Source organism: Candidatus Margulisiibacteriota bacterium (assembly GCA_018822365.1).
Lineage (GTDB): Bacteria > Margulisbacteria > WOR-1 > O2-12-FULL-45-9 > XYB2-FULL-48-7 > XYB2-FULL-45-9.
Window position 1 is genome coordinate 1 of the sequence record JAHJKL010000039.1, and the last position, 26,867, is coordinate 26,867.

The 26,867-nt window shown below is 52.0% G+C and carries 29 protein-coding genes and 1 tRNA gene; 11 read left to right on the forward strand and 19 right to left on the reverse strand.

The features are described from left to right. A partial coding sequence (locus KKF06_03005; protein ID MBU1616738.1) for a hypothetical protein occupies positions 1 to 333 on the forward strand: 333 nt, incomplete at its 5' end. Between the two features lie 277 nt (positions 334 to 610). Further along, positions 611 to 1,477 carry a hypothetical protein gene (locus tag KKF06_03010; GenBank protein ID MBU1616739.1) on the forward strand — a complete coding sequence of 289 codons (867 nt, stop codon included), beginning with the start codon at positions 611 to 613 and terminating at the stop codon, positions 1,475 to 1,477. 7 nt (positions 1,478 to 1,484) lie between these two features. On the opposite strand, the gene KKF06_03015 is transcribed toward KKF06_03010, so the two are convergent. After that, the gene (locus KKF06_03015; GenBank protein ID MBU1616740.1) at positions 1,485 to 2,456 is read right to left on the reverse strand and encodes an alpha/beta hydrolase; all 972 of its coding nucleotides are present in this window, start codon (positions 2,454 to 2,456) and stop codon (positions 1,485 to 1,487) included. A gap of 91 nt (positions 2,457 to 2,547) precedes the next feature. Between KKF06_03015 and KKF06_03020 the strand changes: the two genes are divergently transcribed. Next, positions 2,548 to 3,501 carry a serine/threonine protein kinase gene (locus tag KKF06_03020; GenBank protein MBU1616741.1) on the forward strand — a complete coding sequence of 318 codons (954 nt, stop codon included), beginning with the start codon at positions 2,548 to 2,550 and terminating at the stop codon, positions 3,499 to 3,501. On the opposite strand, the gene KKF06_03025 is transcribed toward KKF06_03020, so the two are convergent. The 7 genes from KKF06_03025 to KKF06_03055 all read right to left on the reverse strand — a co-directional run bounded on the left by KKF06_03025 (position 3,498) and on the right by KKF06_03055 (position 10,874). Beyond that, positions 3,498 to 3,959: a ferredoxin:glutaredoxin reductase gene (locus tag KKF06_03025; protein ID MBU1616742.1), complete on the reverse strand. Its 462-nt coding sequence runs from the start codon at positions 3,957 to 3,959 to the stop codon at positions 3,498 to 3,500. The genes KKF06_03020 and KKF06_03025 overlap by 4 nt on opposite strands. Next, positions 3,959 to 4,237 (reverse strand): glutaredoxin family protein, encoded by a 279-nt coding sequence (locus tag KKF06_03030; GenBank protein ID MBU1616743.1) that lies wholly within the window; start codon positions 4,235 to 4,237, stop codon positions 3,959 to 3,961. Before KKF06_03030 ends, KKF06_03025 begins: the two co-directional genes overlap by 1 nt. A gap of 14 nt (positions 4,238 to 4,251) precedes the next feature. Continuing rightward, a complete protein-coding gene (locus KKF06_03035) occupies positions 4,252 to 6,696 on the reverse strand; it encodes an FAD-dependent oxidoreductase (protein MBU1616744.1) in 2,445 nt (814 codons plus the stop codon). A gap of 61 nt (positions 6,697 to 6,757) precedes the next feature. After that, positions 6,758 to 7,504, reverse strand: a complete 747-nt coding sequence (locus KKF06_03040; GenBank protein ID MBU1616745.1) for an outer membrane lipoprotein-sorting protein — start codon at positions 7,502 to 7,504, stop codon at positions 6,758 to 6,760. A 67-nt stretch (positions 7,505 to 7,571) separates the two neighbouring features. Beyond that, entirely contained in the window at positions 7,572 to 8,663 is a 1,092-nt protein-coding gene (locus tag KKF06_03045) for an ABC transporter permease (GenBank protein MBU1616746.1), read from the reverse strand. Further along, positions 8,645 to 9,646 carry an ABC transporter permease gene (locus KKF06_03050; protein MBU1616747.1) on the reverse strand — a complete coding sequence of 334 codons (1,002 nt, stop codon included), beginning with the start codon at positions 9,644 to 9,646 and terminating at the stop codon, positions 8,645 to 8,647. The genes KKF06_03045 and KKF06_03050 overlap by 19 nt, the downstream gene beginning before the upstream one ends. Beyond that, positions 9,636 to 10,874 (reverse strand): ATP-binding cassette domain-containing protein, encoded by a 1,239-nt coding sequence (locus tag KKF06_03055; GenBank protein ID MBU1616748.1) that lies wholly within the window; start codon positions 10,872 to 10,874, stop codon positions 9,636 to 9,638. The genes KKF06_03050 and KKF06_03055 overlap by 11 nt, the downstream gene beginning before the upstream one ends. A gap of 97 nt (positions 10,875 to 10,971) precedes the next feature. Here KKF06_03055 and crtI point away from each other — a divergent pair, with 97 nt between their 5' ends. From crtI to KKF06_03075, 4 genes are read left to right on the forward strand one after another with little or no spacing between them, the layout of a single operon-like run. Then, entirely contained in the window at positions 10,972 to 12,444 is a 1,473-nt protein-coding gene (gene crtI / locus KKF06_03060; protein MBU1616749.1) for a phytoene desaturase, read from the forward strand. After that, entirely contained in the window at positions 12,437 to 13,279 is an 843-nt protein-coding gene (locus KKF06_03065; protein ID MBU1616750.1) for a phytoene/squalene synthase family protein, read from the forward strand. Before crtI ends, KKF06_03065 begins: the two co-directional genes overlap by 8 nt. Further along, positions 13,276 to 13,962: a lycopene cyclase domain-containing protein gene (locus tag KKF06_03070; GenBank protein MBU1616751.1), complete on the forward strand. Its 687-nt coding sequence runs from the start codon at positions 13,276 to 13,278 to the stop codon at positions 13,960 to 13,962. The genes KKF06_03065 and KKF06_03070 overlap by 4 nt, the downstream gene beginning before the upstream one ends. Then, positions 13,959 to 14,477, forward strand: coding sequence for a DUF1669 domain-containing protein (locus KKF06_03075; GenBank protein ID MBU1616752.1), 519 nt, complete (start codon positions 13,959 to 13,961; stop codon positions 14,475 to 14,477). Before KKF06_03070 ends, KKF06_03075 begins: the two co-directional genes overlap by 4 nt. 200 nt (positions 14,478 to 14,677) lie before the next feature. On the opposite strand, the gene KKF06_03080 is transcribed toward KKF06_03075, so the two are convergent. Continuing rightward, positions 14,678 to 15,727, reverse strand: coding sequence for a deoxyhypusine synthase family protein (locus KKF06_03080; protein MBU1616753.1), 1,050 nt, complete (start codon positions 15,725 to 15,727; stop codon positions 14,678 to 14,680). Between the two features lie 108 nt (positions 15,728 to 15,835). On the opposite strand from KKF06_03080, the gene KKF06_03085 reads away from it, so the two are divergent. Then, a tRNA-His gene (locus tag KKF06_03085) sits at positions 15,836 to 15,913 on the forward strand. Here KKF06_03085 and KKF06_03090 read toward each other — a convergent pair. The 7 genes from KKF06_03090 to KKF06_03120 all read right to left on the reverse strand — a co-directional run bounded on the left by KKF06_03090 (position 15,892) and on the right by KKF06_03120 (position 24,752). Then, complete coding sequence (locus tag KKF06_03090; GenBank protein MBU1616754.1) at positions 15,892 to 18,138, reverse strand: YfhO family protein; 2,247 nt, start codon at positions 18,136 to 18,138, stop codon at positions 15,892 to 15,894. The two genes, KKF06_03085 and KKF06_03090, sit on opposite strands and share 22 nt — an antisense overlap. Then, the gene (locus KKF06_03095; GenBank protein MBU1616755.1) at positions 18,122 to 18,895 is read right to left on the reverse strand and encodes an ABC transporter ATP-binding protein; all 774 of its coding nucleotides are present in this window, start codon (positions 18,893 to 18,895) and stop codon (positions 18,122 to 18,124) included. The genes KKF06_03090 and KKF06_03095 overlap by 17 nt, the downstream gene beginning before the upstream one ends. Next, complete coding sequence (locus KKF06_03100; GenBank protein MBU1616756.1) at positions 18,892 to 19,869, reverse strand: iron ABC transporter permease; 978 nt, start codon at positions 19,867 to 19,869, stop codon at positions 18,892 to 18,894. Before KKF06_03100 ends, KKF06_03095 begins: the two co-directional genes overlap by 4 nt. A gap of 19 nt (positions 19,870 to 19,888) precedes the next feature. Next, the gene (locus tag KKF06_03105; protein ID MBU1616757.1) at positions 19,889 to 20,683 is read right to left on the reverse strand and encodes an ABC transporter substrate-binding protein; all 795 of its coding nucleotides are present in this window, start codon (positions 20,681 to 20,683) and stop codon (positions 19,889 to 19,891) included. An 80-nt stretch (positions 20,684 to 20,763) separates the two neighbouring features. Continuing rightward, complete coding sequence (locus tag KKF06_03110) at positions 20,764 to 22,998, reverse strand: DNA translocase FtsK (protein MBU1616758.1); 2,235 nt, start codon at positions 22,996 to 22,998, stop codon at positions 20,764 to 20,766. Between the two features lie 93 nt (positions 22,999 to 23,091). Further along, positions 23,092 to 24,285: a VWA domain-containing protein gene (locus KKF06_03115; GenBank protein ID MBU1616759.1), complete on the reverse strand. Its 1,194-nt coding sequence runs from the start codon at positions 24,283 to 24,285 to the stop codon at positions 23,092 to 23,094. A 155-nt stretch (positions 24,286 to 24,440) separates the two neighbouring features. Then, a complete protein-coding gene (locus tag KKF06_03120; protein MBU1616760.1) occupies positions 24,441 to 24,752 on the reverse strand; it encodes a hypothetical protein in 312 nt (103 codons plus the stop codon). A gap of 110 nt (positions 24,753 to 24,862) precedes the next feature. On the opposite strand from KKF06_03120, the gene KKF06_03125 reads away from it, so the two are divergent. Then, a complete protein-coding gene (locus KKF06_03125; protein MBU1616761.1) occupies positions 24,863 to 25,423 on the forward strand; it encodes a nitroreductase family protein in 561 nt (186 codons plus the stop codon). 60 nt (positions 25,424 to 25,483) lie between these two features. Next, on the forward strand, positions 25,484 to 25,684 hold the full coding sequence (locus KKF06_03130) for a hypothetical protein (GenBank protein MBU1616762.1): 201 nt from the start codon (positions 25,484 to 25,486) through the stop codon (positions 25,682 to 25,684). Here KKF06_03130 and KKF06_03135 read toward each other — a convergent pair. The 3 genes from KKF06_03135 to KKF06_03145 are packed head-to-tail and all read right to left on the reverse strand — an operon-like array spanning position 25,670 to position 26,467. Then, a complete protein-coding gene (locus KKF06_03135; GenBank protein MBU1616763.1) occupies positions 25,670 to 25,858 on the reverse strand; it encodes a 4Fe-4S binding protein in 189 nt (62 codons plus the stop codon). The two genes, KKF06_03130 and KKF06_03135, sit on opposite strands and share 15 nt — an antisense overlap. A 1-nt stretch (position 25,859) precedes the next feature. Further along, complete coding sequence (locus tag KKF06_03140) at positions 25,860 to 26,183, reverse strand: thioredoxin fold domain-containing protein (GenBank protein MBU1616764.1); 324 nt, start codon at positions 26,181 to 26,183, stop codon at positions 25,860 to 25,862. Positions 26,184 to 26,194: 11 nt separating this feature from the next. Further along, the gene (locus KKF06_03145) at positions 26,195 to 26,467 is read right to left on the reverse strand and encodes a metalloregulator ArsR/SmtB family transcription factor (protein MBU1616765.1); all 273 of its coding nucleotides are present in this window, start codon (positions 26,465 to 26,467) and stop codon (positions 26,195 to 26,197) included. Positions 26,468 to 26,521: 54 nt separating this feature from the next. Here KKF06_03145 and KKF06_03150 point away from each other — a divergent pair. Continuing rightward, the coding region (locus tag KKF06_03150) for a GNAT family N-acetyltransferase (protein ID MBU1616766.1) at positions 26,522 to 26,867 on the forward strand (346 nt) is incomplete at its 3' end.

Here is a 26,867-nt window from a genome sequence, read left to right on the forward strand (position 1 = left end):
CTCTGGCATATCCCGTCGTATTATCTGATTTATATTAACGCCGGGCTTGGAGACCCGATCCTGCTGACAACGATCGCCGTCATTACCGTGGCGGTCGGCGCTTTTCCATATACTTATCTTTTCTTTTTAAGCAGCAACATTCTCCCCTGCGTCCTGATGCACGCTATGTACGATAAAACAGCTACCGCACTGATCACGATCAGCGCACCAGGCAACGCTACGCTTGGCCAGGGCTCACCCGGACTATTATCTATTCCGTGGCCGTTTGCCCTCTCCCTGATCGCGGCAACCGGCGCCGTCCTGGCCGTTTTCCTCGCCCGTCATTTCAAATAACCGCGAATAAATTAACGCCTTGCCCCCTGTCGGCTGGTTGGGTATAATGAACCGGATCAAACAAACAAGGAGTATACAATGGCTAACAAAGAACAGGGCGGAAACAAGAACGTGAAAAAGGTCGCGAAATTATCCCTCAAAGAAAAACGGGCATTAAAAAGAGAGAAACGGGCGCTCAAGGGTTAATTAAACCGCTTAACACTTGCTCACAAAAGAAGGATTGGAGTATAATCGAGCCTGTCCGGCATTGGTAGTAATAAGGAGGAGTAACCTGATTATGCGTAAAAAACGCCTCCCATCAATTTTTGTCCTTGGTTTTTTCCTCGCCGGCCTCTTTTTTCAACCCGGCCCCGCTTTTGCCGCTGACAACACCGGAACAATAAAGATCTTTTCGGAAGTTAAAGGGATCGAAATATTCCTGGACGAGAAATCGCAGGGGCAAGACATGGTTGAGCTCTACGGCGTTGACAGCGGCAGTCATTACCTGAAAGCGACCAAGGACAGCCTGGTCATCTTCAGCGAACTGGTCAACGTCGCGCCCAATGCCACTACCACCGTCCTGATCAAAGATACCGGACAGGTCAAAGCCAAACTGCTGGAAAGCAAAAGCAAAGAGCAGGATGAATATAAGAATAAAAAATTGGACATACTGCTTAGCAAGAGCGTCCACACCGTCGGGAAAGAGTACACCACCAGCATGTACTTCCCGGGTTACTATTCGGTCTTTGGTTCCGGCTGGTCAAATATGTCGTCCACCGCCTATGAGACCGCCGACTGGAAGATCGTCCAGGGCGGGGTCCAGCAGATCTCCGACGTCGAGTTCGCCCGGCTGGTCAATGACGGCGCGGCGCTGAAAATATACGAAGAGAAAGCTGATTTTTACACTAACAAATACAATATCGGGGCGGTCGTTGGACTGATTGGTGTGCTATCACTGGCCGGCGGCGCTTTTACAACCGGCGACACCCAGATCGGTTTGCTGACCCTGGGTTTGGTCGGCTGTGTGTTTGGCCTTGGCTTCATGGCTGAAGAAGCTCCCCCACCCCAGCATTTAATCTCCGCCGGGGAAGCGGCTAAACAAGCCTACGATTATAACCGGGCCCTCAAGATAAAACTGGGACTGCCCGAAGATTACGAACCGTAATTCTATTTCATCGCGGAGCTAAACTGTAGTTATGCTCTAGCCAGGAGATGGTCCGCTCGCAGATCTCTTCCGCGCCTAGCTCGTCGATCGGCAGATGCCCTTCCTTTTCCAGCACCCCGATCGCTTTCCGCCCGGCGGAAAGATCTTTATAAACCTCTTTAACGTTCGAAACGCTGATCCAGGGATCATTCTCCCCGTAAAGAAAAAGGCAGGGCTGGTCAACGCGCGCGATGTCCCGCAGGACCGCGTCGTGATTGTTCACTTTGACGATATCGTCCATAAATTTCCTGGTCAACCGCATCCAGTGACCGTTCTTTTTAATGACCAATAGCTTGCCGGTCGCTCCCCAAATAAAAAAGGCCAGCTTTATTATCTTGTTCTTTGCTTTTTTAACAATCAACTTGAGCAGGCGGCCCCAGGAGGAAAATTTATCGGCCAGTCTGTAAAAATGGTTGAAGCCGATCTCAACAACATCAAAGACCGGACAAATACCGATCACCGCGGTGATCCGCGGGTCATGGCTTCTGGCCAGATACAGGACCGAAGAAAAGCCGCCAAAACTGTGCCCGGCAATATAAATATGCTGCTTGTCGACTAGTTCATGCTCGCAGACAAAGTCGATTATGACCTTGATCTCGACAATGAGTTCGGAAATAGTGTAATCGTCAAAATCTTCCCGGCAGACATCCCCGACCGCGTAGTCGACCGTCCAGGCCAGATACCCTTCCCGGCTGAAACGCCGGGCAATGTTGACCATATCAACCGAATTACCGCCGCATCCAGGAAGAATAATGATCGTTCTATGTTTGTCTTTGATCTCGGCCGGAGGATGAAGGTCGAGGTGGATAGTTTTATTGTTTTGGCCGTTGAGATGGTACCGGCAAACGTTGGATGGCCGCGGCAGGACAAAGTGCAGGCTCGATAGCCATAAGGGAGCAAAATCTATAGTAAAAGATTCTTCGCGTATATTATGATCCATTAGAAAAACCGCCTTCGTTCCGTATTTTTATCGTATTGACGGGCATTTTCCTTGCATTCCCACCCCCATATTTATCTGGTAAGATACTTACATGGAAAGCATCTGGCATGAACTGACCCCGGAAATGATCTTCAAATGCGTTGAAGCTACCCTGGGAGAGAGCCTCACCAATGTCTGCATCAGACGGAACAGTTATATTAACCGGGTCTATGAGCTTGAAAAGGAAGATAACACCAGATTGATCGTAAAATTCTATCGTCCGGGACGTTGGAGTAAGGAAACGATCCTGGCCGAACATGAATTTTTGGCCAAATTAAGGGGAAATGACCTATCGATCATCACCCCGCTTGCGGTAAATAAAGAAACGTTATTTCAAAACGGTCAATATTATTTTTCGGTATTTCCAAAAAAATGGGGTCGGCCAATGGACGAGTTTGATCAAGAAGGATGGCAAACGATCGGCCGCCTGATCGCCAAGATCCATCAGGTCGGAGAGAAGCTTACTGATGCCAAGCGTCTCACCTGGCGGCCGGAAGTGGTGACTAAAAATCACCTCAAAACTATCGTGGAGACCGGTTTTATCCTCCCTGATTTTATTCCAGCCCTGAAAACCGTGGTCGAGCAACTGATCGGCAAAAGCGAACCGCTCTTTGACCGGGAAACCAAGATCCTGCTCCATGGCGACTGCCATAAAGGGAATTTTATCTCCAGACCGGGAGAAGGGATCTACATTATCGATTTTGACGATTGCGCCCTTGGCCCGGCGGTCCAGGACCTCTGGCTCATTCTCCCGGACAAACCAGACTATGCGCCGAACGAAACCGCCTGGCTCCTGAAAGGATACCGGACTTTTCGCGATTTTAACGACGATAGCTGGGATCTGGTCCCCGCCCTCCGGGGAATGAGGATCGTCCATTACGCCGCCTGGCTGGCGGTCCAATCAAAAGAGAATGACTTTGGCCGAAACTTTCCTGAGACCGGCACGCCGCGCTACTGGAACACCTTGATCAAAGAACTGCAGGTCATCGTTTCCGAGGAACTTTAGAGGAACCGTTCGAACCGCTCTTTTTTTGCCTTGCAAATCGGGCAGACTTCGGGGGGATTTTCCCGGGCGCAAAGATAGCCGCAAACGCTGCAGCGCCAGACCGGAAACGCCGGCTTTTTGGGCAAGCCCGCCGCCGGTCGGCGTTCCGGGATCGACGCCAACTTCTTTTTCCCCGCTAAAACTTCGCCGGAAACATACAGGGCGCAGTAACAGGCGCCGTAATCGGTCAGGTCGGGGTCGCGATAGTCGCACGGACAAATTATGTCGAGATCCGCCTCTTTATTTCCGCTCGCCAGGCGGCAGGGACAGGCCGGGTAGCCGTAGCGCTCCTCGTTGACCAGCAGGCCATTGACCAGCTCTTTGGTAAAATCTTTGTCGGGATTGAGGTGATACCCGCCGGCTTCCGCCTCGGCGTTTAATTTATTATAAAGCGCTTCGATCTTCCCCTGTTCGGCCATTAGCCAAGCTCCCGGTTGATCTTCCCCTCGTCAAAACCGACAATGCACTTCTTGTCCCCCAAGACCAGGGTCGGGAACGAACAAGGGGGATTCCATTTGATGATCTCTTCCTTGGCCTCTGCCTTTGCCTCTTCTTCCAAAAGGTCGACATCAATATAATCGTAGGCGACCTTTAGGTCGTTCAGCAGTTTTTTTACTTTTTTACACCAGACGCAGGTGCTCAAAGCGTATAATTTGACCGACCCTTTATCTTTTCCCGGAACATTGTTCATTGTGATCATAACATTACTCCTTAGATAAACAGGTTGGTGTCCGCGTTTTCCGCCGCCCCCAGATAGGCCGCTACTCCGCTAACTTCCACCCCATCGATCAATTCTTCTCTTTTAATCCCCATCATATCCATGGTCATCTGACAAGCGACCAGTTTGACGTTCGACTGGACAGCCGACGAGATAAAATTCTCCAGTGAGTCGATCTTTTTGCGTCGCATAATGAAGCGGATCAGCTTCGGCCCGAGGCCGAAGAAGTTCAGCTGCGAAAGCTGGAGCCGGAGCGAGCCGCGCGGCATCATGGAACCGAACATTTTCTCAAAAAGATCTTTTTTAGTCGTGACCCGCTCATGCCGGCGCAGAATATTGAGCCCCCAAAAAGTGAAGAACATCGTCACTTTCCGACCCATGGAAGCGGCCCCGTTGGCAATGACAAAGGCGGCGATCGCCCGGTCAAGGTGAGAGCTGAAAACAATGATCGTCTTGTCGTGCGGGATTTCGCCACCGGCCGGCAGAACGCGTTTTGTCCCCTTCTGGAGGCGGGCCACGACTTTGCGGTCGGCATCGGCGACCGAGATCAGCACGTTGCCGGTGGCGGCGCACCAGGAGGTAATGTCGTTCTTCAGGCCGGGGTCAGTGGCGGTAATTTCGATGATATCCCCGTCAAGCTTGTCGGCCAGGGAATTGGCCAGCTTCATGATCGGGCCGGGACACTGCAGGCCGCTGGCGTCGATCTGAAAAAAACGCCCCCCGGAAGCGGGCGCCTGCCGCAGTTCGTCGTTCTTGCCGATAAAAGTCCCCTCAAAGATCCCGACATTCTCCTGTTCCAGCGTCGTGATCTTGTAGAGCTTGTAGCCTCCCGCCAGGTTAAAAACGTTGTCAAAACCGTGCTGCCGCAGGACGGAAAGGGCAAAATACGCGGTCTTCCCCTGATTGCAGCAGGTCACGACCTTCCGGTCGCGCGGGATATCGTTCAATCGCGAACGGATCTCCCCCATCGGGATGTTGACCGCCCCTTCGACGTGGCCAAGATCGTATTCGAGCCGCGTCCTGACATCCAGGAAGAAAGCCCCTCCTTTTTTCAGTCCGGGAACCTCGTCCCAATAGACCGACGGATTCCGCCCGTTGATCTGATTGATGGCGATCATCCCGGCCAGATTGACCGGGTCTTTGGCCGAACCAAAAGGCGGCGCGTAAGCAAGCTCGAGCCTGGCCAGGTCGTAAACATTTTTTTTCATTTGGACCATGGCGGCAATGACGTCGATCCGCTTGTCAACCCCGTCGCTGCCGATGATCTGCGCCCCCAGGGCCCGCCCGCCATTCGGGTCGTAGAGCAGCTTCACCAGCATGGGAAAAGCACCCGGATAATAGCCGGCATGAGACGACGGCTGGAGATAGACTTTGGCATAGGGAAGCCCCATTTTCTTGAGCTTCTTCTCGCTGGCGCCGGTGATCGCCACCGTCAGGTCAAAAACCTTGGCGATCGCCGTTCCTGGCGTACTATCATATTTGGAATCTCCGCCGCAAATGTTATCGGCAACGATCCGCCCCTGTTTGTTGGCCGAATTGGCCAACGGGATCAGGGCTGGGCAATTGCAGACGCTGTCTTTGATCTCGGTGGCGTCCCCCAGGGCATAGATCTCCGGATCGGAAGTTTGCAGTTTAGAATTGACTTTGATCCCGCCAAGCAGGCCGATCTCCAACCCCGCCTCTTTAGCCAGATGGATCTCCGGTTTGACCCCGATCGACAGGATCACCAGGTCCGCTTTGATCCGGCGGCCGCTCTGCAGGACCGCCTCGAGCCCCTGGCTGGCGGAGAATTCTTTAACCGCGTCGCTTAAATACAATTCGATCTTTTTTGTCTTCAATTGCTGATGGATCGCCGCCGCCATCTCAAAATCGAGCAGGTTCATGACCTGCCCGGCCAGCTCGACCACCGAAACCATAAGGCCCAGATGGTGTAGATTTTCCGCGATCTCCAGGCCGATAAAGCCGGCGCCGACGATCAGCGCTTTTTTCGGGCGGCGGTCCGCCAAATCCTGCTTGATCCGGTCCATGTCATCTAGGTTGCGGATGGTAAAGATCCGGGGATCGTCTATGCCGGGGATCGGCAAACGGATCGGATAGCCGCCCGGGGAGAGGACCAGTTTATCGTAGCTTTCATCATACTCAACGTTCTTCTTGAGGTCCCTGACCCGGACCTTTTTTTTCGCCCGGTCGATCTCCAAGACCTCGGAATTGGTCCGGACTTCGGTGTTAAAGAGTTTGGCGAAATCCTCTTCCCCGATGACGACCAGCTGGTCGCGCTCTTTAATTACGCCGCCGATATGGTAAGGGATGCCGCAATTGGCATAGGAGATCTCATTGCCTCGCTCGAACATGACGACCTGCGCCTTTTCGTCCAGGCGGCGCAAACGGGCCGCCGTGCTCGCCCCTCCGGCGACACCGCCAATAATAACAACTTTCATAGAAGCTCCTTTCGCTTGTATGGTAAAATTATAACACGCTGGAAGACAAATTAAGACGTAACTAAGGGTTAAATATCCCGGCTGGCAATGTTCTGTCAAACTCCGCCTGGTCAATAAATAGTTCGCTGGCCACTCCCCCGCGGGCCGGATCTTCGGCGCGCAAATATGCGGGATAATAGCGTTTTTTAACTTTTCGGAAATCTCCGTATTCAATCGTCTTAAGCAGCCGGCCGGAAAGGGCAAAGTCTTTTTCCCTGACCACCATTTCTATCTCCCGGTCGATCCAGATCATCTTGCGGTATGCCGGAGCCCGGCGCCGCGAAGCGGTCAGGGTCATAACCAAACAATCATGTTCTTCAACCGCTTCCCCCGTCCCCTGGGGGACAATAAAGCTGATCGTTTCGCTGGTAGTTATCTGGCCAGTATAAACGTCCGCGAACGATCGGGGGAACATTAGATCGGCAAAGCTAAAAGCGGAACCCAGGAACGACCGCTCAAATATGCGCCCGGTCAATTTGACCGGACCGCCGGAAGCGGCGGAATAGATCAGCAGCCTGTCACCCAGTTTTAGATAGCGGCCTCCCTGGTTTTTGACCTCGATCAGTGACCGGTCATTGCCGGAGGCAAAAAACTCCAGATCCGCCGTTCTTTGCTCGTCATCATTTTTATAAAACAACCGCATAGTCATGGCGGTCGTTCTTTGGGTGTAATTGTCATCCAGAGAGACCAGGGCTTTCTCTGCTGGTGATAAGGCGACCGCCAGTGCTATCCCAGGCATGAACAACAACAGCGCGATAAGCCTTTTCATTTAACCCCCCGCCAGGCCGGCAGGGCCATCGCCAGCCAGGAAAAGAGGAGACTCCCCGCGACTCCCTTCAAATATCCGGCAGGCGCAGCGCGACCTCCAACTCAGCCCGCACAAACTGCAGATCCAGCCAGCTGATGGTAATTTGCTGGCCTGATAATAACTGGACCAACACAAAAGCGATCAGTCCGCCGATCGCTCCGGCCAACAGGCCAAGGATCGTCGCTTCAATTATCAGCAGCCGGACCATTTCCCCTTTTTTCACTCCTAATCTTTTCAAGGCAGCTATTTCCGGGTCGCGCGCCGCCACTCCGGCAGAAAAGAAATGATAAATAAGGGCGCAGCCGATAAAGAAGCAAAGCCCGCCGACCAGCCAGCCGATCAACTCCCCTTTTTCCAGCCAAACCACCGCATCATCCCTCTCCCAGGGGATAACCTTGAATTGGCCGGGCGCTACCCTCGCCAGCTCCGCATTAATGAACTCGGCCCCTTCCCGCGCCAAGCGGGGATCACGAAGATACACAACCACTTCGCTGACTTTCCCTTTCAGGTCAAAGACGTTTTGCGCCGCCGCCAGCGGGAAAAAGAAATAACTTTCGTCAATATTGGTCGAACCCGAAGAAAATATCCCGACAACCTTAAGATCAAAGACAGTCAACGATCCCAACGCGTTCGGGGTAACGATCGTCAAAGTGTCGTCCAAGCCTACCGCCAACTTCTGGGCCAGCTTGGCCCCGATCACCAGCTCTTTATCGCTGATACCGACCTGACGGCCAGCTAGGGTCCGCCAGGGAGGATGCTCCCGTATCGCGTCGATCGCGATCCCCCGCGCCTGGGCGCTCCGACCGAGATGCTGCAACAGCAGGCGAGCCTCGATCCGCTCGGCCTGGGCCTTGACCCCAGGATATTGCGCCGCTATTTTTTCGACTTCCTGGTACTTGGCAAAGGCTTTGTTAAGCGGCAAAAGCTGGTCATTGAACTGCTTGTCTACAACGCGCAAATGACCGCTCCGGTAATACGCGATATTGCTCAGCGCCCCATCCGAAACCTCCCTGACCAGGGACCAGGAAAGGATCGCGGCCGCGACCATAATCGAAAACCCGAAAAGTGTTGCCACTCCCCGGAAAGTATTGAGGATATTTTTTACAGCCAGCCCAAACATTTTAAGACCACTCCTCCCGATAATAACCCAAGGATAATCCCCAAACTCACCACAAAAAACAGCTCCCAGGCGGACATGATCAGGAAGTCCCGGCTTTTGAAACCTAAACGGCTAAGATAGACATACTCCTGACGCCGCCTGATCCTGGCCAGTTTGAAATAATTAACCGAAACGATCAGCACGATCAAACTTAACGCGGCCAGAAAACCGGCCGACAAATAAACGCGAGTTCGCTCAAGCCAAACGGTCTTCTTGATGTCTTTCTGCCAGGGGATCACTTCCAACCCCTCGTATTTGACGAAGGGAGCCTCTGCCGGGTCCTTTAATCGAAGCGAGATCTCCGTTACCCTGTCACTCAAATTGAGCCCCGCCTGCGCTACGTCCAAAGAAATAAAAACCGAAGCCCCGTCTATTTCTTTGTCCCCAGTCACCAATATCCCTTTGACCAACAAGCCAAATTCATGAAAAACGCCATTTTTCCCCTGGGCCAAAAGATCGATCTGGTCGCCGATCGCCAAACCAAGGCTTTCCGCCAGTTCCCGTCCCAGCATCGCCGCCTCTTCGCTCCCCGCCAAATAGCGTCCGGCCGCCACTTTTCCCTGAAGCCTAAAAACCAGGTCATCTTGTTCGGAGTCGATCGCATTGACTATGACCGGAAGATCCCCGCTGTCATTTAACAGTAAAGCGCGGAATCTAACCCGCGGAGCGGCTCCGATCATTCTTTTTTGGGCAGACAGATCTTCAACAACCGCTTCCGGAGAAACGATCAGTTTTGCGAGAGAACAGGCTGAAACATCATATTCCTTCTGATAAACTTTAACGTGACCGAAATGGAGGTCAACCTCGTCTTTGATCAAGCGGCGCTCCAGGTCATTGATAAAACAATTGACGACAATAGCACTGCCGATCACGATCGCCAGGGCAATGACCGGAAAAAATCTTGGTCGGCTCGCCAGGTGCCGAACCGCGAGTCTAAAGAGCATCCTTCCCCCTATTTTCCGGCGGTTTGATCAATGGGCTTTGCAAGTCGTCCATTTTTATTTCATAGACCGGGACCCCTGCGTCTCTTTTTTCCTTGATAATCCTGGGAGCCACTTCCAATTTTTCTGTTAACCCTGATGCGGCAGCCATCGGTTTTGGCTTGATCAATGAAAGATCAACCGGCGGCTCGAGTTTAACAGGGGCCTCTTTCAAGACCGGCTGTTCTTTCACAACCGGCGGCACACTTTTAACCGGCGCCTCAAGTTTAACAGGGGCCTCTTTCAAGACCGGCTGCTCTTTCACAACCGGCGGCACACTTTTAACCGGCGGCTCAAGTTTAACCGGAGCCTCTTTCAAGACCGGCTGTTCTTTCACAACCGGCGGCACACTTTTAACCGGCGGCGCAGGCTTGACGATCGCCTCAAGTTTAACCGGAGCCTCTTTCAAAACCGGCTGCTCTTTCACAACCGGCGGCACGCTTTTAACCGGAGTCTCTTTCAAGACCGTCCCCACCTTCATGACCGATGGCACCGCCTTAACAGGCGCTTCTGGAACAGCGCCTCCTCCCTCAATGATCCCCCCATACAACTTTATCACTTTTGGCAGATAGCGGGACATTGCCAGATCGTCGCCAGCGACTAAAAACGATATTTTTCTTTTTTTATTTATCTCAACAATGCTTGATAAAATTTCCAACCCTGATTTAACATCAAGCCGGGCGGTCGGCTCATCGGCCAGGATGACAAGAGGGCTCTTGATCACCGCCGCTGCTAACGCGGTTTTTTGCCGTTCAATGGGAGAAAGTTCTGGCGGCTTCTTTGCGGCTAAACTTCCCAGGCCAAGCTCGTCAAGCAGCTGCCTGACCCGTTCGCGGCGCTCCCCCGCTTTCCCTTGCCTGGCAAGCTGGAGAGGCAACTCAACATTCTCAAACACCGACAGGATCGGGATCAGGTCTGCGTCCGGCGATAAAAACCCCAGCTCCTTCCGCCTGACCTCTGCCAGCAAGTCTGGACGAAGTCGCGAAATGTTTTTCCCGTCCAAATATATTTTTCCGTCGGTCGGTTTTTCCAATCCCCCTAACAGCCGCAACAGGGTGCTTTTCCCCGCTCCATTCGGCCCGTAGATCAAAATTAGTTCTCCGGGCTCTATCACCAGGGTAATGTTTTTTAACGCGGGGTCGGCTTTCGGCGAATAACTCTTAGTCACGTTATCAAGCAAGGCTAATGGCATGATCTACCTCCTCCAGTAACTGCCATAATGCTACTACGATTAATATCATTGTCAACCATTTGCCACCGGCCAGCCAATACGCTAAAATTCATCCATCATGCCAAAAAAAGAAGTTGTTATTGTCGGTGCTGGATGCGGAGGACTTGCGGCCGCGGCTCTGCTGGCCAAAGAAGGGTTCGCTGTCACTGTGCTGGAAAAAAATCCCGCGCCGGGAGGCCGGGCGCGGGTCATGAAAACCCACGGATTCACTTTTGACCTGGGTCCTTCCTGGTACTTAATGCCAGAGGTCTTTGAACGCTTTTTCGCGCTTTTTGGCAAAACCCCGGCTGACTATTACCAACTGCAAAGGCTTGATCCTAATTATCGGGTCTTCTTTGGCGATTCGGCACATGATCTCCCCGCTGACCGGCAAAAAGTCGGGGAGCTTTTTGAACAACTCGAGCCCGGAGGGAAACAAAAACTGGAAAGGTACCTCAAGAACGCGACCTATCAATATGACATAGCAATGAAAGATTTTATCGGCCGGGAATACCGATCCTTGCTTGATCTTCTAAATTGGCGGATCATCTCCCAAGGGCCAAGGCTTCATGTTTTTGAAGGGCTCGACCGCTATGCCAGGCGTTTTTTTTCCAGCAAGCGGCTCCGGCAGATCCTGGAATACACCGTTGTTTTTCTGGGCGGGTCGCCGCAAAACACTCCGGCTCTTTACTCAATCATGTCACACGTCGATTTCAACCTTGGGGTCTGGTATCCGGACAAAGGGATCGGAGCAGTCCCGGAAGCTCTCTGCCGGCTTGGGGCTGAGCTTGGGGTCAAGGTCCTCTGCGGACACAATGTCTTGCAAATTGGAACAAACGGCCGGACCGCGACCAAGGTCGTGACCGATCAAGGGGAATTTGCCGCCGACATTGTCCTGATCAACGCCGATTATCAACATGCCGAAAGCTCCCTGCTGGCCAAAGAGGCGGTCTCCTATCCGCCGCGCTATTGGGCAAGCCGAAAAATGGGGCCGTCCGCCGTTTTGCTTTATATCGGCCTCAATAAAAAAATACCAGGGCTTCGTCACCATAATCTGTACCTCGACCCCTCCTGGGATGAGCACTTCAAAACGCTCTTTGACCGTCCGGCCTGGCCAAAACATTTTTCTTACTACGTCAGTTGTCCGTCAAAAACCGACCCGTCGGTCGCCCCGCCCGGCGGAGAGACGATCTTCGTTCTGGTCCCGGTCGCGGCCGGCCTGGAAGACACCCCGCAGATCAGGCAAAAATATTTTGACCAGGTAATCGCCCATCTCGAAAAACTGACTGGCGAAGAGATCAGGTCCAGCATTGTCTACCAGCAAACTTTTGCCCAAAAAGCTTTTACCCAGGCCTATAACGCGTATAAAGGGACCGCTCTGGGACTGTCGCACACCCTTTTTCAAACCGCCCTCTTCCGTCCGGCCCATCGCAGTAAAAGGATCGCCAATCTTTATTACACCGGCAGTTACACCCACCCCGGCATCGGTCTCCCCATGGTCCTGATCTCCGCCCAAATCGTCGGCCGGGAAATCACCAATAATCATGCCTGATAAGCTGAAAACTTCGATTTTCCGGCAAGGAAGCCGGACCTATTTTTACAGTTCGGTCTTTTTTCCGTCGGCGGTCAAAGAAGATGTCTTTACCCTTTACGCTTTTGTCCGCCGGGCCGATAACTTTGTCGATTCCATACCGCAGGACCGGAACGGTTTTCTTATTTTCCGGGAGAACTACCTGAGCGCCCGCCGCGGGCTTCTGTCCGGAGATAAAATTATCGATTCGTTCGTTAAATTGTCGGCCAAAAAAAGTTTTGATCAGAAATGGACCGACGCTTTTCTTTCATCAATGGAACTGGACCTGAACAAAAACATCTACACCACTCTTGATGAAACAGAAAATTACATGTACGGTTCGGCGGAAGTTGTTGGTTTGATGATGGCCGCGATCCTGGACCTTTCGGAAAAAGCCTATCCCCAGGCCAGAGCCTTGGGAAAAGCGATGCAATATATCAATTTTATCCGTGATATTAAGGAGGACCACTTGCTGGGCCGGCGCTACCTGCCGACAGCAGAGCTGGAAAAATTTGGCCTGGCGTCGCTGGACGAAAAGACCGCCCGCCGCGACCCGGACCGGTTTGCCGCCTTTATTAAAGGTCAGCTGGCTTTATACCGCGATTGGCAGATTGAAGCCGAATCGGGCTACCATTTCCTTCCCTGGCGCTATTTGGTACCGGTAAAAACCGCTGCCGACATGTATGCCTGGACCGCCCAACAGATCGACCGTGACCCGCTGGTCGTTTTCCAACGAACAGTCAAGCCGCCAAGGAGGCTGATCATCGGCCGGGCGCTCCTTAACGCCTGCCCGCTTATCGCAAGGAGGTCAAAATGAGCTTCTATTTAATTCTGGACATCTTGATCCTCTTGGGCCCGCTCCTCCTTACCTGTCATCCCAAATTTAGTTATTTCCGCAGACATCTTAAGTCCTGGGCGGCGGCAACGCTGGTCGTCGGGGGGCCCTTTATCGTTTGGGATATCCTGGTCACCGGGCGCGGCGACTGGGGGTTCAACCCGGCCTATGTCTCCGCCATTTATTTTTTAGGCCTCCCATTGGAAGAGGTCTTGTTCTTCGCGGTGGTCCCTTTTAGCTGTCTTTTTATTTATGAGTCGCTCCGTCATTTTTCCGTCGACTTCGAGGTCCCTTTCAGCCGTCAGGTTGTTTTAGGCGCGGCCGGCCTTTTTTTTCTGGCTTCCCTCTCGCTCTTGAGCCGGGATTACACCGCCCTGGTCTTTGGCGCAACCGGTTTATTTTTGGTTTTTGCCGCTTTTCGTTTGCGGACCATTTTCTCCTCCCTGTTCTACTGGCTCTACCTGGCCGCTTCGTTCATGTTCTTTTTGGTCTTTAATTACTTCCTAACCTCTCTGCCGGTAGTCATTTACAAGCCTTCGGCGATCATCGGCTGGAGAGTCTTAAGCATTCCGGCCGAAGATTTTGTCTATAATTTTCTTCTCCTCTCTCTCTATTTGGCTGTTTATTTGGCGGTCGAGAGAAAACAAAGTAAAACAAGCCCATGAAAAACACTATTGCATTAATACTTATGTTACTGATGCTTTTACCAGCCGGCCTCCAGCCGGCTGCCGCGCTTACGGCCGATTCGATCCAGGTCTCCTTTTCCCCAAACGGCGGGACCAGGGACCGGATCATCTCCAGGATCAATCTGGCCAAGAAAAACATCAAGATCGCGATCTTCAGCTTTACTTCCGGAGAGATCGCCTGGGCGCTGGAATCGGCCAGGAAACGCGGGGTCGACGTCAGGATCGTCGCTGACCTCTCCCAGTCAAAAGGAAAACATTCGGAGATCGACTATCTGCAAAAAAAAGGGATAAAGGTCAAGATCATTAAAGGCCGGGGACGCGGTATCATGCACAACAAATTCGCGGTCTTTGACGAGCGGGAAGTAATCACCGGTTCGTATAATTGGACCGACAACGCCGAAAAGAACAATTACGAGAATGCGATCTTCCTGAAAGGAGAAGAGATCGCCCGGGCGTTCAGCCGGGAATTTGATCTGTTATATAATCGGATTTGAGTGTGCTATACTATGAAAAATCATTTATGGTTGAGGTGTGCAAGCTATGAATAAAAACAACCTGTGGACCTGGGTAATAATAGTTACCAGTGCCTCCTGGTTCTACGGCAATACCTTAACTAATCCTTCAGGGGCTCTTTTCTTCATGCTGATCCTGCCTGGCATATTTGTTTTATTGGCCCTGTTCTATTCATCAAGCCTTAAGTAGCGCTCAAAGTTAAAAGCTCACCGCCTTCCCAGCGGCAGCGCAGACGGGGTCGGCCGGCGGTCAAATCCTTGCCTAAAACATAACCGGCCAACAAAGGGAGCGCGACGCTCGGCTCAACCCAGGCCATGGCAACGTTCGCTTCTTTCTTGATCTTTCCCCAGGAGCGCCCCTCTTTCAAGGTCGAGCTTGATAATCCTCCGTCGGCCGTAACCGCGGTAGTGATCTGAAGGGCGTAGTCGTGCCCCCGGTCCAGGCCGTAAATATAACCCATCACAATGGAATCGTTTATATAATTTTTGGGAACACCGCCGGCCACGTAAAAAGCGGCGGTCGATCTTGATTTCACGACGATCTGGACCAGTTCGAGGTTGTCCTGGATCGAATCAATGGCGATCCCGGCCCGCCCCTCTTTCAAACAGCGGACCCGGTGCTCTGTCAGGCCGATCCCGATCGATGAATCGTTGAGCGCCGGGCAAAAGACCGGCACCCCAAGCTTTCGACACTGAAAAAGGATCGATTCTTTATCGTCAAGCGTATCGGCTAAAGCGTCAAGGTAGGCCCGGCTGGAATAATTGCCGGGAGTCATTTTATCGGCCACCAGGCCGCAATAGCGATCGGTCTGCCAGACAGCCTCTTCATCTATATAGGTATCGTAGATCCGGTCAATCCGCAGGTCGCGCAGGGTATTGTCTTCGGCGTCAGTTGTGCCGAGAAAGTGGCCGTGGCCAAGCGCCGCGTAGACGTCCTGGTAAATGATCGCTCCGGTTGAAACAACCACATCGATCGCTCCGCAGACTATCAGATCCCTGATCACCCGGCGCAGCCCCGCGGCAATCAGCGGACCGGCCAGACCAAGCATGACGGTTGGGCGTTTTTTATCGGTGTAGATCCGCTCCAGGACCCGGGCGCATTCCCCAATATTCCTGGCCTGGATCGACATTTCCCCCATTGCTTCAACCAGCTCCGCGATGGTCATTTTTTTACCGACCTTGACCTGTCTGACCCGTTCATTTAACAAGCTTTTTTTCAGTCGTTTGTCCATTGCAACCCCCGGTTATCACGATACCCCACCCTCATAAAGGTGTCAAGACGCGGGCGGTGAAATCAAACGTCAACTGTGGTATCATTAAATAGACGGCAGATCAGCGTGGTGGGCGTAGCTCAATTTGGTTAGAGCATCAGATTGTGGATCTGAGGGTTGCCGGTTCAATTCCGGTCGTCCACCCCAAATTTAATAAAGAGGCCAAGCATGACAAAGATTGTCGCCAGGCTAACCATCCCTCCCCAGAAAAAACTCCCCGGCTGATAGGTGTAAACCACCCGATGTTTCCCCGCCGGGACCAGGCACGATCTAAATGACCCCTCTTGTTCGATCCGCGCCCCCCTTCTATCGACCGTACATCTCCAGCCGGGATAATAACGGTCGGCCAGAACAAGCCTGCCTCCCCGATGGGAAACTGTTTCAATCTCCACCCGGTCAAAATCAGAGGAGATGATTTTTGCCTCGCCTTTTCCATCGGTAAAACGTGCTTTGGGCAAGGTCCCTTTGTTCTCATAGAGAAAAAGATCGGTCCCGTACGCGTGCCGCTGGATGATCTTTTTCAGTCCGGACAGCTCAAGCGGTTTACTGCTGGCAATGTATCGGACACTAGCGGCATTTAACAGGTCTCTCTTCTCCCCCAGCCGCGGACCGGAAAAACTTTGCCAATAATCGACATAAAGCCCCCCCGGTTTGATCGATTCATAACCGCTGAAGTTCTGTAATTGATAAAGAATATGCCAATTGGCGGCGAAATTCTCCTTGGAGTTCATGATCGCCTTGATATAATCATCCCCGGGAATTATTTTATTTTCCCGCTCTAATTCCGGAGTAAAAAACACCCTCCATTGGGAGCCGGTTTTTATGATCTGGCGATAGCTTTGAGGCACATCTGTATAAGCCTCCTTCGGCGCACCAAGGGCGACCGGCACCCCGCTTGCCATCAGATCAGCCGCGACCAGCAATATTACCCCCCCGATCAGCCACTGCCTGGAGATCACGCGCTTGTTAAACAGTGAAACTATCAGCAGCAGCCCCCCTAAATACGCAACGATCATAAACATGGTTTGCGCGTTAAATTCAATTATCTGATAAAGCAAATTGAAAAAGTAGATCGGGATCCCCTTTGAATACTTTGCGGCAAAAAACAGATAAATATTATTAATATTTAGATAAACAATGACCGCCGCGATCAAACAGCCGCCAATGATCAACTGTAATAGAACGATCAACCTCTTTATCCACGCGGGATCGGCTATAAGTCGCAGGAAACGGTCAAAACCCAAAGCGGCCAACATGGCAAAAGAAAACGAGGCCATGAACAAATACTTGACCGGATAACGGATCAGCGAAACTCCGGGGACCAACTTATAGACGAGCGGAAAAAGAAAACTATAATGACCAAAAGCCATTATTATGGAGAACAGCGCCACCCCCCAAAAGAAAACCCCCTTCTTCCCGGAGCGGAAAGCAAAAAAGATGAAAAAAAACGGCAACAGTCCAAAATACGGGGAGATCAGCCAGCTTTGCTGTACCGGACCGAGCAGAACATCGGTATATCCACCAAATTGACCGGGATTGCCAAAAAAATACGGAAAAACAAAAGAAAGGATCTCCCTTGGCGGAAAAGAGGATGAACTTATCACCCCATAATTAGCCGCTAACCGGTCAGAAAACCTGGTCAGCTCAATAAAAGGAAAAAGCTGGACGGCGCATAAGCCGACGGCCAGAAACCCTGCCCCGACTAAACTTATCATTATTGCCAGCTTCTTCCGAGCAAAAAAGAGTCCATAGGCAAAAAACATCCAGTATGAAAAATAAATTATGGTCGGCTCGCCGCCAAGGAGCATTACGGCAGAAACCAGCGCAAAGGCCAGCCAATTCCCGGCCCCCTCTCCTCTAACCACCCGATCCCAAAACAATAGCGCCAGCGGCAGCCAGATCACGCTGGATAACGAGGTGTTCATATTGGAAACCGAAAGCAAATAACCGGAAAAAGCAAAAACTATCCCACCAAAAGCAGCCGCCCCCCTCGCCAGACAATAGCGGCGGAGCAATAAAAACATAAAAAGAGCGGCTAGAAAATAATGAACGATAATATAGTAATTAAAAGCCAGAGGAAAAGGAAGAAGATAATGGATCAGAGACAATGGATAAAAGAAACATATCTGCATCGTCGCCAGGAGAGGATACCCGCAATAAATGTAAGGGTTCCAGAGAGGCCAATGCCCCGACTTGACCTGTTCGACCATCAAATAGCGGAGCGGGTAAAAATAGCGGGAAAGGTCCTTAAAAGCAAAAACCGTTTCCCCTGTCAAGAATTTGGCAAAAAATAGCACGACCAGTCCGAGGAAGGAAAACACAATAATCACATCAATTAATTTGATGCCGCGAAACTTATGGAAGAAGGACATATCGGACTTTCTCGTTCTTTGAGCTCTTTTTGACCTCGACCTTTACGCGGTAGACCCTCCAGATATTCTCCGCCGTCACCACTTCGGCCGGCGGTCCATCGGCCACGATCCCTCCCCGGCCCATCAGGACCAGCCTGGTGCAGAACCGGGAAGCAAGGTTAAGGTCGTGGAAAGTCGCCAGCAGGGAACAGTGAGCCCGCAATCGGCGGAGCAAACGGCAGATCTTGACCTGGAAGCGGATATCCAGATGGGAAATCGGTTCGTCCAGCAGAAGAAGCTTTGGCTCCTGGGCCAGCGCCCTGGCGATCACTACCCGTTGAAATTCGCCGCCGGACAATTCGTCGACCATCCGCCCTTTCAGATCTTCGATCCGGAGCTGCTCAATGGCCCACTCCGCCGCTTCGTGATCTTCGGCCGACTCAAAAGCAAACCGCTCCAGGTAGGGCAAGCGCCCCATCAGGACCATGTCTTCTACGGTAAAGCCCTCGACCGGTTCCATCATCTGCGGGACCAGAGCGATCTTTCTGGCCAGATCGCGCCGGTTCAAGTGCTCGACCAGATGATTCCCAACCGCCAGGCTGCCCGCAAATGGTTTGATAACCCCAATGATCGTCTTTAATAGTGTCGTTTTGCCGCAGCCGTTCGGCCCGACGATCCCGACAAATTCCCCTTCATTGACCGCCAGGCTCAATTCTTTGATGACCGGTTTTTTCCGGTCATAGCCGCAGGATAATCCTTCGATCCGCAGGGCGCTCATCGCTCCCCTCTCCGCCGCCGGCGTAGCAGATAAAGAAAGAATGGTGAGCCGACCAGCGCCATGACCACCCCAATGGGGATCTCCAGAGGAGATATAGCGGTCCGGGCAATAATATCGGCAGTGACCAAAAGGAGCATGCCGGACAAGACCGACAGCGGGATCAAAAAACGGTGGTTTGAGCCGATCAACAGCCGGATAAAATGCGGGACGATCAGCCCGACAAAACCGATAAGCCCGGAAACCGAGACCGCGGCGGCGGTCATGAGCGACGCGGCGGCGATCAGAATGATCTTGACCCGCTCGACCTCAACCCCCAGGGAAAGGGCCATTTCCTCCCCCAGTAAAAAGGCGTTCAGTTCCTTGGAAAAGAAATAAGCGACCAGTCCGCCGATCAAAGCGTATGGAATAACGGTATAAACCTGGATCCAGCTGGCAGCTGAAAGACTTCCCAACAGCCAGAAATAGATCGCCTCCAGATTGCCGGTCAGGATAATGATCAAGGCAAGGATGGCAGCGCAAAAAGCGGAGATCGCCACACCGGCCAGAATAAGGGTTTCCGGAGCGGTCCGGCCACTGACCTTGGAGATCTGGTAAACAATTAAAACCGCGATCAACGCAAAGAAAAAGGCCAGGGCCGGGACCGAGCTCATCCCAAAGACCACCAGGTTAAGTCCAAAAGCGATAGCTACGGCGGCGCCGATCGCACCCCCGGCCGAAACTCCTAGGATATAAGGGTCAGCCAAGGGGTTGCGCAAAACTCCCTGCAGAACAACACCGGAAAGAGAAAGCAAGACCCCGACCAAAGCGGCCAAAATGATCCTGGGAAAACGGATCTGCCAGAAGATCTCGCTGCCAAAAAGCTGGTCAGGCGGGATATAAACCGAACCAAAGAAAAAAGAAACGGCGATCGCCGCGACCAGCAGGAGGAAAATAATTATCGTCGCCCAAACCGCCTGGTTCTTGACTTTTTTCATGCGAAGTAATTTTAGCACACTACCATTTGGGAGGGTAGAGATAATCGGCAATGATACCAGCGGCAGTTGAGATCCTCGGCCCGGGCCGGGAAATAATATCCGCGTCAATATAAAATACTCGTCGGCCGCGGACCGCTTTTAGCTTTTGCCAGCGGCTATCATTTTTAAGCTCTTCCTGGCGGATCAAGCCTTGCGGCAAAATTATCGCGTCGGGATCAACCTTGACCAATTTTTCAAAGCTGAATTGGGGATAAGCGGCGGCGCTCTTGCCGGCAATATTATCCGCGCCGGCCCAGCCTAAACAATCGTCAATAAAATTGCCGCCGCCAACCACGATCAGGGGATTGAGCCCAACGATCATCACAACTTTTTGGCGCGCTCTCCCCAACCCTTTAACCCGGGCTCTTACCCTGGCAACCTCTTTATAGATCCCTTTTAAAACCGCCCTGGCTTCGGCTGTCCGGCCGGTAACTTTCCCAAGCTCATCGATCGCGGCAAAGAGATCTTTGGCGGTCCGCAGATCCCTTGACCAGACCGGCAAATGGTGGGCGGTAAGCTTATCGATCTCTTTTTTTTGCGCATCGGACTGCATCACGACCAGGTCCGGGTTAAGAGAGGCAACTTTTTCCAGGTTGACCATGAACCCGCCGATCTTCTCTTTCTTTAAAGCGGCCGGCGGATAGTTGCAATTGGTGGTCACTCCGGCTATTTCCCGGTCAAGCTTGAGGGCAAAGAGGATCTCGGTCAGGGCCGGGGTGCAGGAGATGATCCGTTTGGGATAGTGCAAGGCGATAGAAGGTGATATAAAAAACAAAATAATCAGCATAATCACGGAACCTGCGAATAAACTTCGCGGTTCCGTGAAAATAACCGAGACGTTCAGTCTCGGTCTTCTCACTGAATACCCATACCGGAAAGAGTCTCTCTGGAAGCCAAAACCCGGCGGCCTTTCCCTTCGCCGTCGGGAACGCTGACAATGCCGGCCGCCTGGAGCTCGTCCATTAATCGGGCCGCCCGGTTGTAACCGATCCTGAATTTCCTTTGAATATAGGAGGTCGAGGCGACCTGGGTCTCGACAATTAATTTGGCAACTTCGCCAAACATCGCGTCACGCCCGTCTCCGCCGCTCCCCCCTTCTCCCCCTTTTTCCCCTTCACCCAACGGAGCAATTTCCGTGATCTCTTTAAGATAATCCGGATCGGCCTGTTTCTTGATGAACTCTAAGACCCGTTCGGTCTCTTTATCCGTCAGGAAACACCCCTGGACCCGCATCGGCTTCATCGCCCCGATCGGATTGTAGAGCATATCCCCTCGGCCCAACAGCTTCTCCGCTCCTGAACTATCCAAGATGACCCGGGAATCAATTTGGGTCGCGACCGCGAAAGCGACCCGCGAAGGAATGTTCGCTTTGATCAGGCCGGTAATAACATCGACCGACGGCCGCTGGGTAGCGACGACCAGGTGGATCCCGGTAGCGCGGGCCATCTGGGCGATGCGGCAAATGGAGGCTTCCACTTCATTGGCCGCCACCATCATCAGGTCGGCCAGCTCGTCAATGATCACAACAATAAACGGCAGGCGTTGATCTTTGTCTACCTTGTTGTTGTAAGCTTGCAAATTCCTCGCTCCCATGTCGTGAAACAATTTATAGCGCCGCTCCATCTCCCAAATAACCCAGGTCTTCAGCGTGGCGGAAGCTTTTCTGACATCGGTCACCACCGGAGCCAGCAAGTGGGCAATTCCGTCGTAAATGGAAAGCTCCACCATCTTGGGGTCGATCATCAGCATTTTGACCTCGTCAGGGCGGGCCCGCAAAAGAATGCTCATGATCAGGGAGTTAACAAAGACGCTTTTGCCTGAACCGGTCGTCCCGGCGATCAGCAAGTGGGGCATTTTCCCCAGATCGCCGTAGATCGGCGATCCGGCCAGATCTTTACCGATCGTAATGTAAAGTTTGGACGAGTTCCGTCGAAAATCGTTCTGTTTGGCCAGCTCCTTCAGGCGGACAGTCGTTGTCATGGCGTTGGGGACTTCGATCCCGACCACCGATTTACCCGGGACAGGGGCTTCAATGCGAACCCCGGAAGCGGCCAGATTCAGGGCAATATCGTCAGCCAGGTTAGCGATCCGGCTAACCTTGACCCCCGGTTCCGGCTGAAGCTCATAACGGGTGACCGACGGCCCCTGGAAGATCGAAACAACGTGCGCGCCAACCCCAAAACTCCGCAAAGCCTCTTCCAGAAGGTGCTTGCGCATTTCTGTCGTCTCCCGCATTTTATCCGCCTGCTTCTTTTCCTTAGCGGTCTGGTCTTCCAGCAGGTCGAGCGGGGGGAGTTTGTAATTAGAGTACTCTTTTCGTTCTTCTTCGACCTCTTCTTCAGTCCTGAGATTTTCGGTCTCATTGTCATATTTCGGCATTGGGAATTCCAGGACCGGTTTGCGCGGCTCTTCCGGTTCGCTCTCCTGCTCGGTCAGTGGGAGCTGGGTCACCGCCGGCTGAGCGGGAGCCGCCTCCTTGACCGCGGCGGGTGCGTTGGCCGCTACGCGCTTGGATAGGCCTTTTGGCCTTTCCTCCTCAGCACTCTCAAAATGAAAAAGCCCCATGATAAAAGTGATCAAACTTTGAAAAGTTAGATTAAACATTAAAAGAAGGCCGATAAACCCAAAGGTTGATAATAATATGTAAGAACCGGCCAGGCCAACGGTCTTTTCCAGGATAAAACGGAAGAAAAAGCCGGCTCCCCCTCCCGCCCCCTGGACAATGGGATAATCGGCCAAAGCCGCAAAGTAAGCGGAATCAATAAATTGGGCGGTAGTAATATAGACCAAAAAAAGGACAAACAGCCCGGTCAAACGGACCGCCAGTTCTTTGATCTCATGGCGCAGGAGCATGATCACCCCGTAAAGAGCAACAAAAAACGGAAGGATGTAGATCCCCACTCCCATGACCGAGCGGAGCGCTTTTTTAATGACATAAAGGCCGACCAGTCCTGTCGCTGAAGATTGATTGGAGATATATATGATCAAGGCAATGGCGATCAGAAGGATGCCAATAATATCTTGTTTGAATTTGGAGGGGACAGCCATTCTTTGGCTTTTTTTGCTATTGCTGCTCTTTTTTGGAGGCATTGCGAATTGAGTATATCACACGCTAAAGAGACCGTCAAAAAAACAGGGCCCCCGGAAGGGGGGCCCTGCAAAATAGCCTGGTCTAGTAAAACTTTATTGTTTTACTGTTTGGAGCCGGAGAATTTCCGCTTGAGAGAGCGGCCTGGAATTGACCACGGAAGCCGATTTAATGCTCGAGCTCCCGGTCCCGCCGGAGACGATGATCTTGATCAGCAGTTCGCTGTCCATCACCCCGTCGCCATCGGTGTCGGCCACAATGTGGATCCACCAGGTCCCATCGGCAAAGGTGTAGTCAAAGGTGAACTTATATCCCTTGCTGACTGCTGTTGTGATCCCAAGAGTGGTCAGATCATACCCATAGTAACCAAATTGGATCCACTTACCGCCGGTATTGCTAAGTGGGGTGGTCCGTCCTTCGCCTAACCCATCAGCCAGGCGGCGAACATCGCAATATGGCGACTGGTCGGTCGAGTAATTCGGACTAACCGCGTAAACGACCGCTTTTCCCGCCAGATTAAGAGCGACCGCTTCAATGGAAGTAAGGCACTTATTGTTAGAAGAGGTATCGCCCGCGACATTCTGGTGGCCGTTAATATCCGTTATCACGACAATAACCCTCTGCGCGCCAGCTCTCCAGGAGAAGTTATTATAGCCATACATGATGGCATCGAGCGGATTTTCCGGGCCATCACCACCGCCATCAGCATGGACCGCGTCCAGGGTTGCCTGCAGGGTAGCGGCGTTATTGAAATCAAGAACTGGCCGGACGTATGTCGCATCACTAAAACTTTCGGAGGTTATATAACCGGCCGGGGTCGGATGAATGGCGCTATCGCCGTAAGTGACCAACGCGAACTTGGCATCAACCCCCGCCGCTTCAAGTGAGGCGGCAAACGCTACGATGCTGTTCTTCGCTCCGGTGATCGAGCCCGACATGCTGCCGGTATTGTCCAGCACGAAAACCATGTCGATCGGCTTATCCGAGTCGGTTGGCAGGGCAAAATCGACACTTCCCCAGTCGGTCGTCGGGATCCCGTCTTTACCGACATAAACAGTAAAGCGCCCTTTATCCAGGGTCAGCGCTTCACCGGTCCCTTTGAATAAAGCGGCCAAACCGATCTCAACTTTTCCGCCGGTGTAGCTGGCGGCGCCGCTCATTGTTACTTCAGACGAACCTAAAACACCCGGGTCCTTGGAAGAAGTAAATGACGAAGTGACCGAACAGCCGTACATCGTCATGGCAACCATAACAATCCCGATCAGAACATACAAACTTTTTTTAAACATATTTTAACTACCTCTTATCTTTTTATAATTTGCGGGTACGGAAAAAACAATTTTTATCTAAAATATGCACCTCCGGGTTTTATTATTTGATGGTCTTGAGCCAAAGCTGAATAATTATCTACTATTAATAATTATTGTCAAGTGGTCAATAATCACTATTTCTTCATCTTCATTGGAGCGGCTATTTTTCCTTTATCCATGCAAGGGGCATCCCCGTTCATCATGGTCCCGCCCTTCGTATCCATCATCATCCCTTTTCCCATCCTGTTATTCATTTTATCGCGGTAACTGCTCCCAAGGACCAGTAGAAGCAAAGTTAAAACCACGATCACCACCGCGATAATTTGTCCGGCAATTTTGAGCCAGCCGGACTCTTTAACCGCCAATACCCAGGTAATGAAACCGATCGCCAGCAAAACCAAAGCCATGAGCAGGGACCAGATCACCAGAAAAGAAGAAATTCCCATAACCTACCTCCTGACGCTTTAGAGCGTCTGTTGGAATTTTATGAGGTTTATCTCCGATAGTCAAGCTTTCAATCTTGACTCTGTTTAATATAATCACTATACTCAATCACATGGATGTCATCACGGCTATCAGATCCCGCCGCGCTTATCGCTCGTTAGAACCGGTGACGATCACGTCCGAGTTGATCAATGACCTGGCCGAATGCGCCAGCCTGGCCCCTTCCTGTTTCAACAAACAACCATGGCGCTTCGTTTTTGTCTACGAAACAAAGCAACTCACCGCCATTAAAACCGCCATGTCGCCGGGGAATGAATGGACCTTTGACGCTTCCATGATCATCGCGGTCTGCTGCCGTAAAGAAGATGACTGCGTAATGAAAGATGGGCGGGAATATTATTTGTTTGACACCGGGCTGGCGACCGCGGTTTTGATATACCGGGCGACCGAACTTGGGCTGGTAGCCCACCCGATCGCCGGTTACGACCCGATCAAAGCCAAGGAGCTGCTGGGTATTCCGGCCGAGATAACTTTATTGACCATGGTTAATATTGGAAAACACGCGGCAGCGGTCAGTCCCCGCCTGAAGGGGCACCAGATCGAAGACGAGACCGCCAGGCCGGCAAGATTGCCTCCAGAGCGATTTGCTTTTCGCAATAAGTTTGGAATGTAAACAGGGCCTTGTCACAATATAACCGCGCAATTAATTGCGCGGTTAAAGAGGTACAAAAACATGGAAATACTGATCACCGCCCGCATTTTTGGCCTCCCGCTGATCGCCTGGGGAGGGATCATCACCCTATCATCACTAGCAACAACTCTCTTAACCGGGCTTAATAAGTCCCCGCTTAAAACCCACCAACGGTTAGCCTATATTACTATTGCACTGGCAATTTTCCACGGCTTGGCCGGATTGATCTTACTTCTTTTTTAAGGACTGGATCGCCCCCATTGGACAAAAAGAGACGCATTTGCCGCATTCCGTGCAGAGCGACTGGTCAATGATCGGCGCCGCGTATCCCTGCTGTTTGATCGCCTTGACCGGACAGACCCTGACCGCCGGACAGGAATGATCCCGGGGACAACGCTTATTATCGACTATCGGCATATTATTTAGCCTCGATAATTTTCTTGACCGCCGCTTCAAAAGCGGGGGCCGGCCGCATCCCGATCAACCGGTCAATTTCCTTCCCATCTTTGAAAATAATAATGCAAGGAATTCCGGTCACTCCGTATTGGCCAGCCTTTTCCACATGTTCGGTCGTGTTGACCTTGAAGAATTTAGCTGCCGGATATTTAGCCGAAACGCTTTCGTAAACCGGGGCCATGGCCAGACATGGGCCGCACCAGGGGGCCCAAAAATCAACAAAGGCAACCCCTTTCCCCTGCTCAACTTCAACCGCGAATTCCTGGTCCGATATTTCTTTTGCCATAACTATCCCTCCTATTTTATTTCCAAAACCCTTTTAACGAACTGGTCAACCACCCGATAGCAAACCTTAACCCCCCGCCGCTCCCCTTCAATGACCCCGGCCGCTTTCAAAACGTTAAGGTGCTGGGAAACCGTTGATTGCGGCAGCCCAAGACCATCGACCATTTTATTGACGTTGCATTCGTTCTCGCGCAACCCCAGGACGATCGCCAGCCTGGCTGGGTGCCCCAGAGCCTTCAACAATTCCGCCCTCTTTTCCACCTGACCTTTTATCATATTATTCATATAATACGTTTTATCATTTCATTTGTCAAGCTCTTTCTGATAAAATATATATCTATGGTCTTAATACGCCCGGCCAAAGCCGACGATCTTCCGGCAATCAAAGCGATCCTTAAAGAGGTTGACGAGTACTCCGCCGCCCAGGATTGGGCATACTTTCAGGTAGCGGATAAATCCGGCGAAGTGGTCGGGACGGTAAAACTCGACGAATACAAGGATTTTTATTTCTTAAGCTATCTCGCGCTAAAACCGGCCGAACAAAACCAGGGGATCGCCAGCTTCCTGCTGGCCCAGGCGCTGACCCGGGCCAGGAAAGATATCTATCTCTATACGATCATTCCTGAGTTTTTCCGGCGTTTCGGGTTTACCCAAACCGCTCCGCTCACCACCCTCCCCAAAAAAG

What these genes read in the sequence shown, in the direction of transcription:
- KKF06_03070 (MBU1616751.1), top strand. Translation starts at nt 13,276, where the DNA reads ATGAGCTTCTATTTAATTCTGGACATCTTGATCCTCTTGGGCCCGCTC.
- KKF06_03050 (MBU1616747.1), bottom strand. Translation starts at nt 9,646, where the DNA reads ATGCTCTTTAGACTCGCGGTTCGGCACCTGGCGAGCCGACCAAGATTT.
- KKF06_03095 (MBU1616755.1), bottom strand. Translation starts at nt 18,895, where the DNA reads ATGAGCGCCCTGCGGATCGAAGGATTATCCTGCGGCTATGACCGGAAA.
- KKF06_03135 (MBU1616763.1), bottom strand. Translation starts at nt 25,858, where the DNA reads ATGCCGATAGTCGATAATAAGCGTTGTCCCCGGGATCATTCCTGTCCG.
- KKF06_03080 (MBU1616753.1), bottom strand. Translation starts at nt 15,727, where the DNA reads ATGGACAAACGACTGAAAAAAAGCTTGTTAAATGAACGGGTCAGACAG.
- KKF06_03145 (MBU1616765.1), bottom strand. Translation starts at nt 26,467, where the DNA reads ATGAATAATATGATAAAAGGTCAGGTGGAAAAGAGGGCGGAATTGTTG.
- KKF06_03045 (MBU1616746.1), bottom strand. Translation starts at nt 8,663, where the DNA reads ATGTTTGGGCTGGCTGTAAAAAATATCCTCAATACTTTCCGGGGAGTG.
- crtI (MBU1616749.1), top strand. Translation starts at nt 10,972, where the DNA reads ATGCCAAAAAAAGAAGTTGTTATTGTCGGTGCTGGATGCGGAGGACTT.
- KKF06_03075 (MBU1616752.1), top strand. Translation starts at nt 13,959, where the DNA reads ATGAAAAACACTATTGCATTAATACTTATGTTACTGATGCTTTTACCA.
- KKF06_03010 (MBU1616739.1), top strand. Translation starts at nt 611, where the DNA reads ATGCGTAAAAAACGCCTCCCATCAATTTTTGTCCTTGGTTTTTTCCTC.
- KKF06_03100 (MBU1616756.1), bottom strand. Translation starts at nt 19,869, where the DNA reads ATGAAAAAAGTCAAGAACCAGGCGGTTTGGGCGACGATAATTATTTTC.
- KKF06_03015 (MBU1616740.1), bottom strand. Translation starts at nt 2,456, where the DNA reads ATGGATCATAATATACGCGAAGAATCTTTTACTATAGATTTTGCTCCC.
- KKF06_03110 (MBU1616758.1), bottom strand. Translation starts at nt 22,998, where the DNA reads ATGCCTCCAAAAAAGAGCAGCAATAGCAAAAAAAGCCAAAGAATGGCT.
- KKF06_03115 (MBU1616759.1), bottom strand. Translation starts at nt 24,285, where the DNA reads ATGTTTAAAAAAAGTTTGTATGTTCTGATCGGGATTGTTATGGTTGCC.
- KKF06_03020 (MBU1616741.1), top strand. Translation starts at nt 2,548, where the DNA reads ATGGAAAGCATCTGGCATGAACTGACCCCGGAAATGATCTTCAAATGC.
- KKF06_03065 (MBU1616750.1), top strand. Translation starts at nt 12,437, where the DNA reads ATGCCTGATAAGCTGAAAACTTCGATTTTCCGGCAAGGAAGCCGGACC.
- KKF06_03055 (MBU1616748.1), bottom strand. Translation starts at nt 10,874, where the DNA reads ATGCCATTAGCCTTGCTTGATAACGTGACTAAGAGTTATTCGCCGAAA.
- KKF06_03025 (MBU1616742.1), bottom strand. Translation starts at nt 3,959, where the DNA reads ATGGCCGAACAGGGGAAGATCGAAGCGCTTTATAATAAATTAAACGCC.
- KKF06_03120 (MBU1616760.1), bottom strand. Translation starts at nt 24,752, where the DNA reads ATGGGAATTTCTTCTTTTCTGGTGATCTGGTCCCTGCTCATGGCTTTG.
- KKF06_03035 (MBU1616744.1), bottom strand. Translation starts at nt 6,696, where the DNA reads ATGAAAGTTGTTATTATTGGCGGTGTCGCCGGAGGGGCGAGCACGGCG.
- KKF06_03125 (MBU1616761.1), top strand. Translation starts at nt 24,863, where the DNA reads ATGGATGTCATCACGGCTATCAGATCCCGCCGCGCTTATCGCTCGTTA.
- KKF06_03040 (MBU1616745.1), bottom strand. Translation starts at nt 7,504, where the DNA reads ATGAAAAGGCTTATCGCGCTGTTGTTGTTCATGCCTGGGATAGCACTG.
- KKF06_03140 (MBU1616764.1), bottom strand. Translation starts at nt 26,183, where the DNA reads ATGGCAAAAGAAATATCGGACCAGGAATTCGCGGTTGAAGTTGAGCAG.
- KKF06_03090 (MBU1616754.1), bottom strand. Translation starts at nt 18,138, where the DNA reads ATGTCCTTCTTCCATAAGTTTCGCGGCATCAAATTAATTGATGTGATT.
- KKF06_03130 (MBU1616762.1), top strand. Translation starts at nt 25,484, where the DNA reads ATGGAAATACTGATCACCGCCCGCATTTTTGGCCTCCCGCTGATCGCC.